The sequence below is a fragment of the Micromonospora sp. KC207 genome (genome assembly GCF_004348615.1).
Lineage (GTDB): Bacteria > Actinomycetota > Actinomycetes > Mycobacteriales > Micromonosporaceae > Micromonospora.
Window position 1 is genome coordinate 14,262 of the sequence record NZ_SMKJ01000047.1, and the last position, 16,482, is coordinate 30,743.

General features: G+C 71.5%; 17 protein-coding genes. 6 read left to right on the forward strand and 11 right to left on the reverse strand.

Annotation, left to right across the window (positions count from 1 at the left end; translation table 11 throughout):
* Positions 1 to 38 precede the first annotated feature (38 nt).
* The 4 genes from E1258_RS08710 (at position 39) to E1258_RS08730 (ending at position 3,732) form a co-directional block, all read left to right on the forward strand.
* Positions 39 to 1,484: a family 43 glycosylhydrolase gene (locus tag E1258_RS08710; protein ID WP_132398513.1), complete on the forward strand. Its 1,446-nt coding sequence runs from the start codon at positions 39 to 41 to the stop codon at positions 1,482 to 1,484.
* A 427-nt stretch (positions 1,485 to 1,911) separates the two neighbouring features.
* Positions 1,912 to 2,484 carry a TetR/AcrR family transcriptional regulator gene (locus tag E1258_RS08715; RefSeq protein ID WP_132398515.1) on the forward strand — a complete coding sequence of 191 codons (573 nt, stop codon included), beginning with the start codon at positions 1,912 to 1,914 and terminating at the stop codon, positions 2,482 to 2,484.
* Positions 2,481 to 2,780 carry a YciI family protein gene (locus E1258_RS08720; protein ID WP_232290198.1) on the forward strand — a complete coding sequence of 100 codons (300 nt, stop codon included), beginning with the start codon at positions 2,481 to 2,483 and terminating at the stop codon, positions 2,778 to 2,780. Before E1258_RS08715 ends, E1258_RS08720 begins: the two co-directional genes overlap by 4 nt.
* Before the next feature lie 307 nt (positions 2,781 to 3,087).
* A complete protein-coding gene (locus E1258_RS08730; RefSeq protein WP_132398519.1) occupies positions 3,088 to 3,732 on the forward strand; it encodes a class I SAM-dependent methyltransferase in 645 nt (214 codons plus the stop codon).
* Positions 3,733 to 4,024: 292 nt separating this feature from the next.
* Here the strand turns inward: E1258_RS08730 and E1258_RS08735 are convergent, their stop codons facing one another.
* From E1258_RS08735 to E1258_RS08785, 11 genes are read right to left on the reverse strand one after another with little or no spacing between them, the layout of a single operon-like run.
* A complete protein-coding gene (locus tag E1258_RS08735; RefSeq protein ID WP_132398521.1) occupies positions 4,025 to 4,537 on the reverse strand; it encodes a hypothetical protein in 513 nt (170 codons plus the stop codon).
* Between the two features lie 26 nt (positions 4,538 to 4,563).
* Entirely contained in the window at positions 4,564 to 5,379 is an 816-nt protein-coding gene (locus E1258_RS08740; protein ID WP_132398523.1) for a hypothetical protein, read from the reverse strand.
* A 23-nt stretch (positions 5,380 to 5,402) separates the two neighbouring features.
* Positions 5,403 to 6,647 (reverse strand): MCE family protein, encoded by a 1,245-nt coding sequence (locus E1258_RS08745; RefSeq protein WP_132398525.1) that lies wholly within the window; start codon positions 6,645 to 6,647, stop codon positions 5,403 to 5,405.
* Entirely contained in the window at positions 6,644 to 8,041 is a 1,398-nt protein-coding gene (locus E1258_RS08750) for an MCE family protein (RefSeq protein WP_132398527.1), read from the reverse strand. The genes E1258_RS08745 and E1258_RS08750 overlap by 4 nt, the downstream gene beginning before the upstream one ends.
* The gene (locus tag E1258_RS08755) at positions 8,038 to 9,279 is read right to left on the reverse strand and encodes an MCE family protein (protein ID WP_165949691.1); all 1,242 of its coding nucleotides are present in this window, start codon (positions 9,277 to 9,279) and stop codon (positions 8,038 to 8,040) included. The genes E1258_RS08750 and E1258_RS08755 overlap by 4 nt, the downstream gene beginning before the upstream one ends.
* On the reverse strand, positions 9,279 to 10,262 hold the full coding sequence (locus E1258_RS08760; RefSeq protein WP_132398531.1) for an MCE family protein: 984 nt from the start codon (positions 10,260 to 10,262) through the stop codon (positions 9,279 to 9,281). The genes E1258_RS08755 and E1258_RS08760 overlap by 1 nt, the downstream gene beginning before the upstream one ends.
* Entirely contained in the window at positions 10,259 to 11,290 is a 1,032-nt protein-coding gene (locus E1258_RS08765) for an MCE family protein (protein ID WP_132398533.1), read from the reverse strand. Before E1258_RS08765 ends, E1258_RS08760 begins: the two co-directional genes overlap by 4 nt.
* The gene (locus E1258_RS08770) at positions 11,287 to 12,567 is read right to left on the reverse strand and encodes an MCE family protein (protein WP_132398535.1); all 1,281 of its coding nucleotides are present in this window, start codon (positions 12,565 to 12,567) and stop codon (positions 11,287 to 11,289) included. The genes E1258_RS08765 and E1258_RS08770 overlap by 4 nt, the downstream gene beginning before the upstream one ends.
* Position 12,568: 1 nt before the next feature.
* Positions 12,569 to 13,372 carry an ABC transporter permease gene (locus E1258_RS08775; RefSeq protein ID WP_132398537.1) on the reverse strand — a complete coding sequence of 268 codons (804 nt, stop codon included), beginning with the start codon at positions 13,370 to 13,372 and terminating at the stop codon, positions 12,569 to 12,571.
* Between the two features lies 1 nt (position 13,373).
* On the reverse strand, positions 13,374 to 14,144 hold the full coding sequence (locus E1258_RS08780) for an ABC transporter permease (RefSeq protein ID WP_132398539.1): 771 nt from the start codon (positions 14,142 to 14,144) through the stop codon (positions 13,374 to 13,376).
* Positions 14,141 to 15,139, reverse strand: coding sequence for an ABC transporter ATP-binding protein (locus E1258_RS08785; RefSeq protein ID WP_132398541.1), 999 nt, complete (start codon positions 15,137 to 15,139; stop codon positions 14,141 to 14,143). The genes E1258_RS08780 and E1258_RS08785 overlap by 4 nt, the downstream gene beginning before the upstream one ends.
* A gap of 159 nt (positions 15,140 to 15,298) precedes the next feature.
* Here E1258_RS08785 and shbA point away from each other — a divergent pair, with 159 nt between their 5' ends.
* Together shbA and E1258_RS08795 are read left to right on the forward strand one after the other, a co-directional pair.
* Entirely contained in the window at positions 15,299 to 15,877 is a 579-nt protein-coding gene (gene shbA / locus E1258_RS08790) for an RNA polymerase sigma factor ShbA (RefSeq protein WP_132398543.1), read from the forward strand.
* Positions 15,874 to 16,482, forward strand: a 609-nt coding sequence (locus E1258_RS08795; protein WP_243715286.1) for an anti-sigma-D factor RsdA, incomplete at its 3' end; no start/stop codon positions are given. The genes shbA and E1258_RS08795, both read left to right, overlap by 4 nt.

The following is a 16,482-nucleotide window of genomic DNA, read 5'->3' on the forward strand; positions in this document are numbered from 1 at the left end:
GCAAGCACGATCTTCTCCTTCCCCCAAGGAGCCCACCGATGGCAACGTTCACCCGCGCCCATCAGAGATTGGCGGTCGCGCTCGGCATGATCATCGCGCTGCTGGCCGTGTTCGCCCCGCCGGCCGCCGCGCAGTTCATCACGATCAACAACCCGGTCATCCAGCAGCGCGCCGACACTGCGATCTACAAGCACACCGACGGTTACTACTACATGACGGCTTCGGTCCCCGACTACAAGCGGGTCGAACTGCGACGCGCCACGACCCTGCAGGGCCTCGGCAGCGCCGCGACGATCAACGCGTTCACCGCGCCGTCGAGCGGCGCGCTGAGCGGTTGGATCTGGGCGCCGGACATCCAGTTCATCGACGGCGCCTGGTACATGTACTTCTCGGCGTCGCCCAGCACCGCGCGGTTCAACCAGCGGCTCTACTGGATCCGCAACACCTGCGCCAATCCGATGACCTGCGAATGGAGCGCGCCCCAGCGCTTCAACACCGGCTGGGAGTCCTTCCAGCTCGACCCGGCCACGTTCGTCAATCGCGGAGTGCGCTACTTCACCTGGGCCCAGGACAGCCCGTCCACCAACTACAACAGCCACATGTACATCGCCCGGATGAACGGCCCCACCGGCATCACCGGCACGGTCACCGAGATCGCGCGCCCGACGTACGCCTGGGAGATGGAAGGCGTCGCCGGCGTGGTGGAAGGGCCATCGCCGCTGGTCAAGAACGGCCGCGTGTTCATCGCCTACTCGGCTTCGGCGACCGACTCCCGGTACAAGCTGGGCCTGCTGTCGGCCGACGACACCGCAGACCTGCTAAATCCGGCCTCTTGGCGCAAGAGCCCGAACCCGGTGTTCCAGACCGCGAACGGGGTCTACGGCCCGGGCCACGGCAGCTTCACCGTGGCCGAGGACAACAGCACCGACGTGCTGGTCTATCACGCCCGTGACTACGCCAACCCGACGCCGGACGCGCTCACCGACCCGAACCGGCACACCCGCTTCCAGCAGCTCTACTTCAGCAACAACGGCGACCCGTTCTTCGGCCAGCCGCTGCCGAACGGAATGACCGCGCCCGGCATCCGGGGCCAGTACAGCAACCGCTGCGTCGACAACTACGACTTCGACACCACCCCCGGCGCGCTCGTGCGGCTGTACACCTGCAACGGCAACACCGCGCAGGAGTTCGAATTCAACTACAAGGGCACCAGCGGGTACGAGATCCGCAACCGCAACACCGGCACCTGTCTGACCAACATCAACGCCAGCACGGCGCTGAACGCCGACGTCGGCCTGGTCGCCTGCGACAACACGACGGCCCAGCAGTGGCAGATCATCGACAAGGGCAACGGCTGGTTCTCGCTGCGCAACGTCGCCGGCAACATGTGCCTGGACAACTATGACTGGAAGAACGTGAACGGTGCCCGGCTCTCGCTCTACACCTGCAACGGCTACGCCGTCCAGCTGTGGCGGCGTGGCTGAAGCAGCACCGATGTCGTAGGACTGGAGGTCTGCCTCGCCGCGGCCCGGACCGATCCGCGCTTTCGAAGATCGGTCCGGGCCGCTCCCTGCTCGACGCGGCAAGTTGGCGGCTAGAGCTGCTCTGGCGCGTTGAACGACGCCAGAACCATCGCTGATCTTGTCCCTGTCCTGTGCACCGGCTCTGACCGTGTCCGAAGCCGCTGGTGGGCTGCCCGAGGCCCTCGCCGACCTGCCTGAACCACGGGCCCGGCCAGGTGTCCGATACCGGCTGACGGCCGTGGTGACCGGCAGGATGCGCCGTGGTGGCCGGCTACCGCTCCTACACGGCGATCGCTGTCCTAGCGTTGCCAACCGCCTTGACGGACGTAGGACGCCTGACCTAGAGTTCGCTTTCCAGGTCAGGCGTCCTACAACGAGGAGGGCCGGGATGACAGCCATCGCGACCCGTGAGCAGATTGTGCGGGCGGCCGACCGGCTGTTCTACGAGCGCGGCTTCGAGCACACCTCGTTCGCCGACATCGCCGGCGCAGTCGGCCTGTCGCGGGGCAACTTCTACTACCACTTCAAGTCCAAGGCTGCGATCCTCGACGCCGTGATCGCGGCACGGCTCGACGAGCGTCGAGGCTGGCTGGCCCGGTGGGAGGACGAGGAGCCGGACCCGGCCGCGCGAATCCTGCGGTTCATCGAGATCGTGCACGTCAACCGGGCAGACATCCAGGCCCACGGCTGTCCGCTCGGGACGATGACCACCGAGCTGGCGAAACTCGAGCACACGATGCTCATGCAGGCCGGGGATCTGCTCACCCTGTTCCGGGACTGGCTCACCGAGCAGTTCAGGCTTCTCGGGCACGCCGAGCGATCCGAGGACTTGGCGATGCACGTGCTCACCTTCAGCCAAGGAGTGGCGGTGCTAGCCAACCTCTACCGCGACGAGAACTACATCCGCCGGGAAGTCGACCAGATGCGCGCATGGCTGCACGCGCTACAACCCACCACGTGAGGGATCACATGTACGTTGTCCTGCTCCGGTTTTCCGACAACAAGGCCGCCGCTCCGCAGCACATGGCCGGCCACAACGCCTGGATCCAGCAGGGACTCGACGACGGGGTGTTCCTGCTCGTCGGCGGCATCGCTCCAGGGCAGGGCGGCGCGGTCCTGGCCCACAACACCACGCCCGCGGACCTGGAGGTCCGGGTGAAGGCCGACCCGTTCGTCGCCGAGAACGTGGTCACCGCCGAGATCATCGAGATCACCCCCGGCGCTGCCGATGAACGGCTGGCCTTCCTGCTCCCCTGATCAGCGCCACCCCACGTTCGTGCCCACGGCGGCATGGCTGGTCGGGTGACCGTCCCCGTGCTCAGCCTGTCCGCCGGTGTCGGCTGGTGGCCGCGTCAGCGGATGGCCTTGGCTGTACGGATGGCTGTTCAGCGCTCACGCCTCCGGGACGGTCGTGGCGTGCCTGTCGCGCTCGCGAAGCCGCCGCAACCGCCGGAGGTACTGCCCCGCGTAGGAGCGCTGCGCATCGTTGCGCGCCTGAGCAGTTGGGTCTGCAAACGCCTCGTAGTAGTAGTAGTAGTAGGAGACTTGATCTAGTGTTGCCGCGGTGAGCGTTGAGGGCTGGTTGGCAGACACTCGCACCTCCTACGACACAGTCGCTGACAGTTATGCAGATCTCCTGCGCAACTTCCTGGATGAAACGCCCTACGAACGAGCGACTCTGGCTTTGTTCGCCGGCTTCGTCCGGGCTGCCGGTGGTGGGCCAGTCGTAGATGTGGGCTGTGGGTCAGGGCGCATCACCGCCTACCTGCATGAGCTCGGTGTTGACGCCTTCGGAATTGACCTGTCGCCGGGGATGATCGATGTGGCTCGGCGTGATCACCCGGGCCTGAGGTTCGAGGTGGGCTCCATGACCGACCTGGATCTGGCTGAGGGCTCGGTCGCCGGCTTGGTCGCCTGGTACTCGCTGATCCACATCCCCGACGACCAGGTCGGCTCGGTCTTCGCACACTTCCGACGAGTGATGCGTCCCGGTAGCCCGCTACTGCTCAGCTTCCACGTCGGTGACGAATCACGGCTCAAGACTCAGGGCTACGGCGGCCACCCAATGAAGGTGTACGTCCACCGTCGCCAGCCCGCTCAGGTGGCGGCATGGCTGCAAGAAGGCGGGTTCACGGTCGAGGCACAGATGACCCTCACCTCGGCCGAAAGCTCGCTCGGCGGAATCATCTTTGCGCGCCGCCAGTCTTGAGCGAATCTCCTCGTCGGGCAGTCACCAGACCGTCCAGCCTCCCCGGACGGGGCCAAGGTCGTTCGTCCTCCGGGGAGGCTGGTAGCCCTTGTGGTGCCCGAGGAGGGAATCCGCGACGGCATCTCTGAGGAGGGCCGGGGTTCGGGGGCGGAGCCCCGAGGTCTTCCCGCTGCGGACCGACCACGTGTCGACCCGCCCCGGTCAGGGCGGCTCCGGCGTGACCAGGAAACACCGGAGACGCCCTGACTCGGCCGGCAGGGCCGGCGACCACCACCCCGCCGCCGACGGGCCCTCAGATGGCGGAGGCCGCACTGACCTTCCAGGCGCCCCCGTCGGGCACCAGCGTGAGCAGCACCCGGTTCTGGTCCACCTTCTCGCCGGCGGTGTTGACGTTGCGCCGGTACTGGTTCAGGTAGACCAGCAGCTCCACCCGGTCCGCCGTGGCGCTCACCACCCCCGTCGCGGAGACCTCCGCCAGCACCACCGCCTGCTGCTTGACGGCGGTCTGCTTGAGCGTCGCCGTGGTCTGGGCGTACTCCCGGGCGAAGGGCCCGGTGACGAAGCTGCGGCCGTTCGCGACGCTGTCGTCGAAGGTGCGGTGGTCGTAGGAGAAGATTGCCTTGGCGGCGGCGGGGGCGGTAGCCAGCGCCTGCCGGACGGCGGCGTCCCGCCGCTCGGCGCCGCGGTCGCCGTGCCAGCCCAGGCCGGCGACGGCTGCCGCCAGCAGGACCGCCGTGACCAACGCCGGGATCGGCCGGACGCGGCGGAGGGCGGGCCGCCAGCGGGCCGGGTCGAGAGTACGCATCGATTCTCCTTGATCGAAGGTGGGCGTCAACCGACGAACTGCAGGCGGGACACCAGCCACTGACCCGACTCCGGTTCATGGACCAGGTCCATCTGAATCCGGTAGTGCGACGGCCGCCCCTCCGGGGCCTTGACGTTCTTCACCGTCGCGTCCACGGCGACCAGGACCACAGCCCGGCGGCGGTCTCCGGAGACCATTCCCGCCCGCAGTACCGACCCCTGCGACTCCACCTTGTTCTCCATTACGGCCGCCCGGACCTGCGACTGGCCCCGGGCGAACTCCTCCTTGAAGTCGCCCGTCGCCCCGGCGGAGATCCGTTGCAGGTCCCGGTCGACGCTCGCCGCGCTGACCGAGACGAAGTTGACGGCGACCTGCTTGGCCGCGGCGAGCGCCCCCTGGCGCGCCTCCTCCACCGCCCGGTCGGCGTACCAGCGGTGGCCGTACACGACAGCGGCGGCCAGGGTGGCGGCGAGCGCGACCGCCAGCAGGCCCACCAGCGCCCGGCCGGCCGGCGACCCGGCTCGACGCCCGTCGCCGGTGGCGGTGTCCGGATCGGCGGCAGGCTTGACGGCACCGGGACGGCCGCCATCACGCGGCAGGCCATCGACCGGTTTCCGGTCCTCGACACGGCCGCCATCACGCGGCGGATCCTCGACCGGTTCCCGGTCCTCGACCTCGATCGGCGCCTCGACCGGTTCCCGGTCGAGGTGCCGCAGCACGTCCTCGATGGCCGTCGCCCGGTTCACCGGCCGGCTGACGAGCCGCCGGCGGGCCGGCCGGCCGGGCACCGCGAGCTTCGCACCCCTGATCACCTTCAGCCTGCCGTCCCTGGGTGTCTGCACGACATCCTCCTCCCCACCACCGGTCACGGGGTCACCCCGGCCAGCAGCAACTGCTTCCACGACTGGTCCCCGGCGGTCCGGTACTGGCCGCCCGTCCCGCCGAACTGCAGGGGCCGGCCGTCGCTGCCGAGCACCAGCCCGGTCACCGGGTCGTAGCCGGCCGTGCCGGCCCCCGCCCGGGACGCGCCGCCCGTGAAGGCCGGCTCGGCCCCCGAGGGCCGCGGCGCGTTCGCGGCGCCGCGTACGCCGGCGCCGGTCGCGCGGTCCGCCGCGCTGCACCCCCGTTCAGGGCTCCGGTACACGCACGCCGGTGGGTCGTTGGCGTTCAGGACCAGGCCCAGGTGTGCCGTGCCGTCGCCCGGGGTGACCGTGAACCCGCCGGCGACGGTGATCGGGTAGACCACCAGCAACTGTTCGATGCCGGGCAGCCGCCGGGCGGCGATGCCGTTGACGGTGATCAGGTTGCCGAGCAGGGTGCCCACGGTCGGTTCCAGCCCGCGCAGCAGCGCCACCAGTTCCTGCCCGGCTGGCGGGCCGGCGGCGAGCAGGCGGCGCAGGTCGGGGTCGGCGGCCCGGACGGCGGCGGCGAGCTGGGCCAGCCCGGCCGCCCACCGCCGCAGCGCCTCCGCCGACTCGGCCTGGGTGGCGAGGACGGTCCGGGCGTCCTCGATCAGTGTGAGGGTCTCGGGCAGAGCCTCGGTCGCGTCGGCGAGCAGCGCGTCACCGGCGTCGAGGATCCGCGCCAGCGCCTGCTCGTTGCCGGCGAAGGCGGTGCCCAGCTCGGTGACCAGCACCGCCAGATCGTCCGGCCCGACCGACCGGACCAGCGCGTCCAGGTTGGACAGCAGCACCTCGGGGGCGAGCGGGACGCCCGTGCGGTCGGCCGGGATCACCGCACCGGCGCGCAGGTACGGCCCGGCGTCGCGGTCCGGGCGCAGATCCACGTACTGCTCCCCGACGGCGGAACGCTGGGCGATCACGGCGCGCAACTGCGCCGGCACCCGTACGCCCCGCTGGATCCGCAGGTCGGCGCGGACGCCGTCGCCGCGCAGGGTGACCGCGGTGACCCGGCCGACGGGCACGCCGCGGTAGGTGACCGGGGCGTGCGGGAAGATGCCGCCGGCGCGGGCCAGGTCGAGGTGGACGACGTACCCGCCGCCGAGCAGCCGGTCGCCGAGACCGACGTATCGCACCCCCACGTAGGTGACGCCGAGCAGGCTCACCACGACGAAGACGAGAACCTTGAGTTTCGTGCCACGCCCGATCACGGCAGCAAGCCCCCTTTCAGGACGTCGGTCAGGTCACCGGTCTGGCCGTTGATCGCCCCGGTCACCGGCAGCACGCACTGCCCCGACAGCACCGTGCCGGACGGCAGCTCGGTTCCGGCGGGGAACGCGGTGCCGGGGGGCACCAGCCCCTTCGGCAGGATCAGGCCGTCCACCGGCACTGGCGAGCCGGGCTTGAGCAGCACGCATCCCTCGGGCAGCCGGCAGTCCTTCGGTGGCGTCCAGGTCGCCGGGAAATTCTTCGGATCGGGCAGGCACCCGGTCAGTGGCAGGTCGGGCAGGGGCAGCGGGCCGGCGTCCGGCCGGGGCCCGCCCGGGCCACCCGGCCGGGACGCGCCGGACCTGGGCGGGCGGGCCGTGGCGGGCGGTGCGGGCGCCGCGGCGACCAGGTTGGCCAGGATGCCGGCGGCGTCGAGGTCGGCGGTGACGGAGAGGTTGACGAAGTCGCCGACGATCGCCCCGGTCACGTTCGGCGGGAACGGGAAGGACAGCATGAAGTCCAGGGACTTCGGCAGGTCGTCGCCGGCGCGGACGAGCTGCTCCAGGATCGGTTGCAGCGCCCGTACGCTGGCCAGGGTGTCGTCGCGGCTGCGCTTTACGACGCGGGTGCCGACCCGGCCGAGCTCACCGAGCGCGGTCAGCGCGCTGGTCAGCTGGGCGCGCTGGCTGGCCAGCACGGTCATCCCGGGGGCGAGGGAGTCGACCGCATCGCCGACCACCTGCCGTTGCCGGGCCAGCCGGCCGGTGAGCCGGTCGAGCGCCTCGACGGCCCGGACGATGTCGCTCTTCTGCCGCTCCAGCCCGCCGATGAAGGTGTCGAGCTGGCGCAGCGCGTCGCGGACCGCGGGCTCGCGGCCGTCCAGTGCCGCCGCCAGTTCCTGGTTGATGGTGCGCAGCTGCGCCAGTCCACCGCCGTTGAGCAGCAGCCCGAGGGCGGCGAGCACCTCCTCGACCTCCGCCCCGCGGCTGGTGCGGACCAGCGGGATGACGTCACCGTCGGCGAGCCGGCCGCGCGCCGGTTCGGTGGGCGGCGCGGCCACCGTCACGTACTTCTCGCCGAGCAGGCTGCTCTGCCGGACGGCGGCGGTGGCGTTGGCCGGCAGGCGGACCTCGCGGTCGATGCGCAGGGTCACCCGCGCCGTCCAGCCGGCCAGCGAGATCCTCTCGACGCTGCCCACGGTCACGTCGTCGACCTTGACGGCGGCCTGCGGCACCAGGTCGAGTACGTCGTTGAACTCGACGGTGACCCGGTATCCGGCGCCGGCCGGCTCGCCACCGGGCAGTGGCAGGTCGGTCACCTCCGGCAGGCCGCACCCGGCGGGCAGTAGCGCCGCGACCAGGACGCCGGCCGCCAGCTGGCGCAGCCGGGCGATCATGCCGGCCCCCGCAGGATGCCGCCGAGGGTGAGGTCGGGGGCGATGTCGGGGCCGCCCGGCGCCGCATCGGCGGCCGGCCCTCCGGGAGAGGGGGCTCCCGGTGGGACCGGACCGGTCGCCGGGGTGCCGGGCGGCAGCTTGAGCAGCCTACGCAGCTGGTCGGTCATGGGCAGGCCACGTGCGTGCAGGGTCTGCGCGAGCGCGCGGCACGTCTCGGGCACCCGTGTCGCCGGCAGCTGGTCGACCATCAGAGAGCAGACGAACCCGGCCGGGTCGTACGGGCCGGTCGCGTTGTTTCGGGTGTCGAGCGTGCCGGAGCGGGGGTTGTAGGCCAGGGCGAGGTTGCTCACGGTCAGCGGCGCGACGTCGAGGATCTCGATGACCGCCCGCTGCTGGCGGACCAGCACCCCGGTGATGTCGGCGAGCGCCGCGACGTCGGCGGTGAGCACCTCGCGGTTCTGGCGCACGAACGCGGTGACGTCGGCCAGGGCGACCGAGAGGTTGCGCAACGCGGCGGTCAGTTCGTCGCCCTCGCCGGCGAGCTGCTGCGCCACGTCGGCCAGTTGCTGGTTGAACGCGCGGACCTGCTGGTCACTGCGGGCCAGGGTGGTGGTGAACCGTTGCAGGTTGGCGACCGAACCGAACAGGTCCTGCCGGCCGTCGGCGACGGTGGCGAGCGCCCGGGACAGCCCGGCGAGGGCGTCGCGAAGATTCTCGCCGTTGCCCTCAAGGTTGGCTCGTCCCGTGGCGACCAGGTCGGACAGGGCGCCGTCGGCGTTGGCCCCCTTCGGCCCGAGCGCGCGGTTGAACTCGTCCAACGCCCGGTAGATGTCGTCGATCTCCATCGGAGCGGCGGTCCGGGAGACCGGGATCTCCGCTCCGTCGGCCAGCGCCGGCCCGCCGGAGTACGCGGGGGCCAGCTGCACGTACCGGTCGCTGACCACGCTGGGCGGAACGATCAGCGCCTGCGCGTCGGCGGGCACGCCCACCTCCGGGTCGTAGCGCATGGTGACCCGCACGGTGGCGCCCTGCGGCGTCACGGCGGTCACCTCCCCGACGCGGACGCCGAGCACCCGCACGTCGGATCCGGGGTACACGCCGACGGCGCGGGTGAAGTGGGCGACCAGCTGCCGTTGCGGGGTCTCGGGGCGGAGGACCACCACCGTGGCGGCGACGGCGGTCAGCAGGACGGTCGCGGCGGCGATCGGACGCCGCCACCGCAGGATCCGGCCGGGCATCATCGTCCTCCCGTCGTTGGCTGGAACGGCTGCACCATCCCGTGCACGTACGAGTCGAACCACCGGCCGTTGCCGACCACGTTGGCGAACGCGGTCACGAACGGCGCCATCCGTTCGATGGTCAGCTCCAGGTCGTCCCGGTTGCGTTGCAACACGGCGATCACCTCACGCAGCTTGTTCAGGGCAGGGGTGAGCGTGGTGCGGTTGTCAGCGACCAGGCCGGACAGCTGGGTGGCGAGGTCGCTGGTGCCGATGAGCAGCTTGTGGATGGCGTCCCGGCGGCGGCTCACCTCGGCCAGCAGCGCCTCGCCGTCGGTGACCAGCCTGCGGAACTCCTCGTCGCGGGTGGCGAGCACCTCGGTGACCTTCCGGGCCCGGGCCAGCAGGGACCGCAGTTCGGCGTCGCGCTCGGCGACGGTCCGGGACAGCCGGGACAGCCCGTCCAGCGCGGGGCCGACGCTGGCCGGGGTGTCGGCGAACGTCTCGGACAGGGTGGCGAACGCGGCGGCGAGCTGCTTGGTGTCGACCCGGTCGAGGGTGTCGGCGAGCCCGGTGACGGCCTGCAACACGTCGAACGGGGCGGCGGTGCGCTCCAGTGGGATCAGCGCGCCCTCGGGCAGCCGTCCCCCGCCGGAGGGAGAAAGGGCGAGATACTTCTGGCCGAGCACGGTTTTGATCCGGATGGTCGCACCGGTCTGGTCGCCGAGGCGTACGCCATCGTCGTCGATCCGGAAGCGGACCCGCACGAACGTGCCGCCGTCGCGGGCGAGTTCCACGGTGGTCACCTTGCCGACCCGTACGCCGGCGACCCGCACCTCGTTGCCGACGGCCAGGCCGCTGGCGTCGTGGAAGGCAGCCTGGTACGCGCGACCGGTCAGCCCCGCGAGCCGGTCGAGCTGAAAGGCGCCGAGCAGCACGGCGACGATCACGGTCAGCCCGACGGCGCCGGTGACCACGGGATTGCGTTCGCTGAACGGTTTCATCGGCTGCCTCCGCCGGCGCATCGTGCGGCCGGTGCGCTGAACGTCACGGGGTTGAGCGTCTGGCCGGCGGCCGTCACCTGGCCGTCGAAGTCGCAGAGGTAGAAGTTGAACCAGGATCCGTAGGAGGCGACCCGGGTCAGCGCCTCGTACCGCTGCGGTAGCCGGCCGAGGGTGCCCTCGATGACCGCCGAGTTGCGGTCGAGGGTGCCGGCGAGCTGGTCCAGGGCCCGCACGTCCGCGGCCAGTGGCGGCCGCACCTCCGCCAGCAGTGACGAGGTCGCGGCGGTGAGGTCGCCGATGTTGACCAGCGCCTGGCCGATGGCCTTCCGGTCGGCGGCCAGCCCGGAGACGAACTCCTGCAACTGCCGGATCGTCCGGTCGAGGTCACGGTCGCGCGTGGCCAGGGTCGCCAGGACGTCGTTGAGGTTGGTGATCACCCGGCCGATGACGGCGTCCCGGTCGGCGAGGGTGTTGGTCAGCGACGCCGTGCGGCTCAGCAGGCTGCTGACCGTGCCGCCCTCACCCTGGAGCACCTGGATGATCTCGTAGGCGAGCTTGTTGACGTCGTTCGGGTCGAGCGCGGCGAACAGTGGCCGGAATCCGTTGAACAGCGCGGTCAGGTCCAGCGCCGGGGTGGTCTGGCCGACCGGAATGAGCCCGTCCGGCCGCAGCGGGCGCCGGTCTCCCGGTCCCTCGCTCAGCGCCAGGTAGCGCTGGCCGACGAGGTTCCGGTAGCGGATCTTGGCGCGGACGCTGGTGACCAGGGGCACCTCGTCGCGGACGGTGAAGGCCACCTCGGCGACCGTGTTGTCGACCACCCGGATGTCGCTGACCCGGCCGACCCGCACCCCGGCGATGCGCACGTCGTCGCCGGGCAGCAGCCCGGTGACGTCGGTGAACCGGGCCCGGTAGGTGACACCGCCGGCGGGAAAGGCGCCGAGGGTCTGCGCGAGCAGCCCGGTCAGCAGCAGCGTCACGGCGGCGAAGATGGCCAGCTTGACCAGCGGCGCGATCGTCTTCTGGCTCATCGCGCGTGCACCACCGCGCCGCGCAGCAGCGGCCCCCACAGCAGCACCGCGATGTCGGGCACCTCCGCCGGCGGGGTGCCGGTGAGGGCACCCACGAGGGGTTTGACCAGGGCCCGTTCCTCGCTGGTGGCGGCCCGGCCCATCTCCGGGGAGGCGCCGGCGGGCGCGGCCGGCACGCCGACGGGCAGCCTCGGGCGGTGACGCTCGCCGGAGTAGTCGTAGCCGTCGTCGACCGGAACCTCCGGGGCCGGTCCGGCGGGCCGGGGGAGGCCACGGCAGTTCGGCCCGTCGTCGGCGCCGTAGACCGGCTCGTCGCGGCCCCGCTCGTACCTGCCGCCGTCGCGGGTGACCTCCAGCGTGATGTGCATCCGGCCGCCGGCAAACACCTCCTCCACCCGGGGTTGCAGGGCGACCAGGCCGCTCATCAGGCACGGGTACTCGGGAGCGTAGGCGGCGAGCAGTTCGAGCACCGGCCGGCTCACCGCGCCCAGCCGGATGAGCTGGTCGCCGTGCCGGTCGAGGAAACCCCGGGTGACGTCGGCCGCTCCGGTGGTCGTGGCGAGGAACGCCGCCAGTTGGGTGCGCTGGTCGGCGACGGTGCGGGCGGTGACCGTGACGTCGCGCAGCAACGCCAGCAGGTCGGGCAGCGCCGCGTCGTAGCTGTCCAGCACTATCGCCAGCGTGCGGATGTCCTCGGCGATCGCCGGCATCGCCGGGTTGAGTTGCTTGAGGTACGCGTCGAGTGCGGCCAGGTTCGCGCCGAGCTGGTCGCCCCGCCCTTCCAGGGCGGTCGCCAGGGCGGCCAGCGTGGTGGCCAGCTGATCGGGGCGGATGGCCTGTAGCAGGGGCAGCGCCTCGTCGAGTACCCGTTCCAGCTCGACGGCGGTGCGGCTGCGGTCCTGAGTGATCACGGCGCCGTCGCGGATCGGCCCGGCGGTGCTGGCCGGCGGCGGGACGAGCTCGACGTAGCGTTCGCCGAAGAGCGTCTTGGGTAGCAGCTGGGCGGTCGTGTCGGCGGGGATCCGGGCGGTCGACGCCGGGTCGATGGCGAGCCGGAGGACGACCCCGGCACCGTCGCTGCGCACCGAACGGACGTCGCCGACGCGCACGCCGCGTACCTTGACGTCGGCGCCGTCGCTGAGCTGCAGCCCGGCGCGGTCGGCGTGCAGGGTGACCCAGGCGACCGGGGTGAACGCCCGTTGGTACTGCAGCACGGAGGCGGTCAGCGCCGCGGTCAGCACGACGATGAAGACGACACCGAGGACCCGATTTTTCATGTCACCCCGCGATCCGGACGGTGGTGGTCGCTCCCCAGATGGCCAGCGACAGGAAGAAGTCGACGATGTTGACGGCCACGATGGCCAGCCGGACGGCCCGCCCGACCGCGACGCCGACGCCCGCGGGCCCGCCGCTGGCGGTGTAGCCGTAGTAGCAGTGGACGAGCACCACGATCAGGCTGAAGACCAGCACCTTGCCGAAGGACCAGAGAACGTCGCCGGGCGGCAGGAAGAGGTGGAAGTAGTAGTCGTAGGTGCCGGCCGACTGCCCGAAGTAGCCGACGGCGATGGTGCGGGTGGCCAGGTAGCTGGAGAGCAGGCCGATCACGTACAGCGGGATCACCGCGATGAACCCGGCGATCATCCGGGTGGTGACCAGGAACGGTAGCGATGGCACGGCCATCACCTCCAGGGCGTCCACCTCCTCGGAGATGCGCATCGCACCGAGCTGTGCGGTGAACCCACAGCCGACGGTGGCCGACAGCGCCAACGCGGCCACCAGCGGCGAGATCTCCCGGGTGTTGAAGTACGCCGAGATGAAGCCGGTGAACGCGCTGCTGCCGATCTGGTTCAGCGCCTGGTAGCCCTGTAGGCCGACCTCGGTGCCGGTGAAGAAGGTCAGGAAGCAGATGACGCCGACGGTGCCGCCGAGCACCGCGAGGGCGCCCGTGCCGAAGCTGACCTCGGCCAGCAGCCGCACCACCTCCCGCCGGTAGCGGCGGACCGTGCGCGGCGCCCAGGCGAACGCCCGCAGGTAGAACGCGAGCTGGCCGCCGAGGTCGTCGAGTTGTCGCAGCAGCGGCACGTCACGTCCCCTTCTGCGGTACGACCTGGAAGTACACGGCGGTGACGACGAAGTTCAGCGCGAACAGCAGCATGAACGTGATCACCACGCTCTGGTTGACCGCGTCGCCGACGCCCTTCGGGCCGCCCCGGGCGGTCATCCCCTTGTACGAGGCGACGAGCCCGGCGGTGGCACCGAACAACAGCGCCTTGATCTCACCGACCACCAGGTCGGGCAGTTGCCCGAGGGCCTGGAAGCTGGCCAGGTACGCGCCGGGGGTGCCGCCCTGCATGACCACGTTGAACAGGTATCCGCCGGCGACGCCGACGACGCTGACCAGACCGTTGAGCAGGACCGCCACCAGCATCGAGGCGAGCACCCGGGGCACCACGAGTCGCTGGACGGGATCGATGCCCAGCACCCGCATCGCGTCCAGCTCCTCGCGGATTTTCCGGGCACCGAGGTCCGCGCAGATCGCCGAGCCGCCCGCGCCGGCGATGATCAGGGCGGTCACGATCGGCCCGGCCTCGCGGACAACGGCGAGCACCGAGGCCGCCCCGGTGAACGACTGCGCGCCGAGCTGCCGCACCAGCGAGCCGAGCTGCAACGCGATGACCGCGCCGAACGGGATCGCCACCAGCGCGGCCGGCAGGATCGAGACCGAGCTGATGAACCACGCCTGCTGGACGAACTCACGGACCTGCACCGGCCGCCGCCCGAGCCCGCGCAGGGTGTCCAGGCAGAACGCGAGGAACTGGCCCACCTCGCGGACGGGGGCTCGGGTGTCGCTCATCCGGAACCATCTCGGCGAGGCTGCACCGGGATCTCCCCGGTGGGACGTCCGGCGGCCGGCGTGCTCGTGAAGGAACCGGGCGGTGACATGATGCCGTGTTCCCGGCACCACTGCCCGGCGGGTCGCTCGGCGCGACGGGGCAGACCGTCGGTGGGCCGCAACTGCGGCGGGATGGGCGGCAGCGGCGGCAGCTCCGCTCCGGCCTGCGCCTCGGCCTGCAACTCCTCGGCGTCCTTCTCCTCGGCCATCCCGATCGGTCCGATCCGCTGGGCGTTGAGGAACTGCCGCACGACCGGCTCGGTGCTGGACAACAGCATCTCCCTGGGCCCGAACATGGCCAGGTGCCCGTGGTAGATCAGCCCGATGTTGTCCGGCACGGTCCGGGCGGTGTTGATGTCGTGCGTGACGATCAGGAACGTCGCCTCGGTGCGCTGGTTGAGGTCGATGATGAGCTGGTTGAGGTACGCGGTGCGCACCGGGTCGAGTCCGGAGTCCGGCTCGTCGAACAGGATGATCCGCGGGTCGAGGACGAGCGCCCGGGCGAGCCCGGCACGTTTACGCATGCCGCCCGATATCTCACCCGGCAGTTTCCGCTCGGCGCCGGTCAGCCCGACCATGTCCAGCTTCTCGTCGACCACCGTCCGGATCTCGGCCTCGGTCTTGCGGGTGTGCTCACGCAACGGGAAGGCGACGTTGTCGTAGATGGTCATCGAACCGAACAGCGCGCCGTCCTGAAACAGCACGCCGAACAGCTTGCGGACCTCGTAGAGGCCACGCTCGGAGAGCGCGGCAAGATTCTTGTCCTCGATCCAGATCTCACCCCGGTCCGGCCGCAGCAGCCCGACCAGGGTCTTGAGGAACACCGACTTGCCGGTGCCGGAGGGGCCGAGCAGCACCGAGATCTCACCAGCCGGCAGGGTCAGGCTGATGTCGGACCAGACCGGCTGGCCACCGAAGGACTTGGTCAGCCCGCGCACCGCCACCTCGACGCCCACGCGCCCCTCCCCTCTCGCTACTGGGACATCGCGGCGGCCCGCTCGGGCGCAACAACTACTTTGGGTGATGGCCGCGCACCGACCGTGAGCTATGCAAAAAGGGCAGGGCTCGATACCGTGCCCCCGTAATCCGCTGGTAACGAAGGTGCCCCCGACGCGATGACCCCCACGACCGAGCCCGAGCTCGTGCACCGGGCCGCCCGCGGCGACCAGACGGCCCTCGCGGCCCTGCTCGCCGAGGTCCGGCCCGGGCTCGTGCGTTACAGCCGGGCGCGGCTGGGTCGCATCGGCGGCGGGTACACCACCGCGGACGACGTCGCCCAGGAGATCTGCCTCGCGGTGCTTCGCGCCCTGCCGCGATACCGCGACCAGGGCACGCCGTTCTCGGCGTTCGTCTACGCAATCGCCGGGCACAAGGTGGCCGACGCGCAGCGGGCGGCGGTACGTGCCGCCACCGTCTCCGCCGCCGAACCGCCGCTGGAGACACCGGACACGCAGCCGGGGCCGGAGCAGCGAGCCGTCGCCACCGACCTCGCCCGCCGACTGACGGTGCTGCTCAACCGCCTGCCGGAGGCGCAACGGGAGATCGTCGTCCTGCGGGTGGCGGTCGGCCTGTCCGCCGAGGAGGTGGGCACTATCGTGGGCATGACCGCGGCCGCGGTCCGGGTGGCCCAGTCCCGGGCGCTCGCCCGCCTCCGTACGCTGGCAGGCGACACACTCGGCGAGGTGGCGGCATGAGGGAGCACAGGCCCGACGGCGGCGAGGAGCTGGACCTGGCGACGATCGCCCGGGACGACCGGCTGCTCGACGCGCTCGGCCGCGGCGAGCCGGTCCCGGCCGGCGACGACCTCGCCTCGATGCTGGCTGCCTGGCACGCCGATCTCGGCGCTGATCCGCAGGAGACCCCGCCCGCCGTCGATCCGTGGGCCGCCACGCCCGCGGCCACGCCGGCGCGGCTCGGGGGCCGGTTCCTGCGGGTCGCCGCAGCCGTGGTCGCCCTCGCCGCCCTCGCCATCGGGCTGGGCGTGGCCAGCCGTACGGCCGGGCCGGGCAGCCCGCTGTGGTCGCTGACCCGCGTGTTGCATCCGGGGCAGGCCGAGGTACGCAGCGTCGAGGACAGCCTCGTCCGCGCCCGCGCCGCCGTCGACTCAGGTCAGCTCGACAATGCTCGGCAGCTGGTGGACCGGGCGCGCGGCGACCTCCCGGCGATCGACGATCCCGCCACCGCCGCCCGCTTGGGCGCCGAACTCGACGCGGTGCACCGTGACCTGCTCGAGGCGCTGTCGACGCGATCGCCCGGCGTGCCCTCCGCGGGCATCCCGACGCCCGGCCCCACCCTGACC

Bases quoted from the DNA above. Each gene is read 5' to 3' on its own strand.
- E1258_RS08765 (WP_132398533.1), bottom strand. From the start codon at position 11,290: ATGAGCCAGAAGACGATCGCGCCGCTGGTCAAGCTGGCCATCTTCGCC.
- E1258_RS08735 (WP_132398521.1), bottom strand. From the start codon at position 4,537: ATGCGTACTCTCGACCCGGCCCGCTGGCGGCCCGCCCTCCGCCGCGTC.
- E1258_RS08750 (WP_132398527.1), bottom strand. From the start codon at position 8,041: ATGATCGCCCGGCTGCGCCAGCTGGCGGCCGGCGTCCTGGTCGCGGCG.
- E1258_RS08715 (WP_132398515.1), top strand. From the start codon at position 1,912: ATGACAGCCATCGCGACCCGTGAGCAGATTGTGCGGGCGGCCGACCGG.
- shbA (WP_132398543.1), top strand. From the start codon at position 15,299: ATGACCCCCACGACCGAGCCCGAGCTCGTGCACCGGGCCGCCCGCGGC.
- E1258_RS08755 (WP_165949691.1), bottom strand. From the start codon at position 9,279: ATGCCCGGCCGGATCCTGCGGTGGCGGCGTCCGATCGCCGCCGCGACC.
- E1258_RS08770 (WP_132398535.1), bottom strand. From the start codon at position 12,567: ATGAAAAATCGGGTCCTCGGTGTCGTCTTCATCGTCGTGCTGACCGCG.
- E1258_RS08760 (WP_132398531.1), bottom strand. From the start codon at position 10,262: ATGAAACCGTTCAGCGAACGCAATCCCGTGGTCACCGGCGCCGTCGGG.
- E1258_RS08780 (WP_132398539.1), bottom strand. From the start codon at position 14,144: ATGAGCGACACCCGAGCCCCCGTCCGCGAGGTGGGCCAGTTCCTCGCG.
- E1258_RS08710 (WP_132398513.1), top strand. From the start codon at position 39: ATGGCAACGTTCACCCGCGCCCATCAGAGATTGGCGGTCGCGCTCGGC.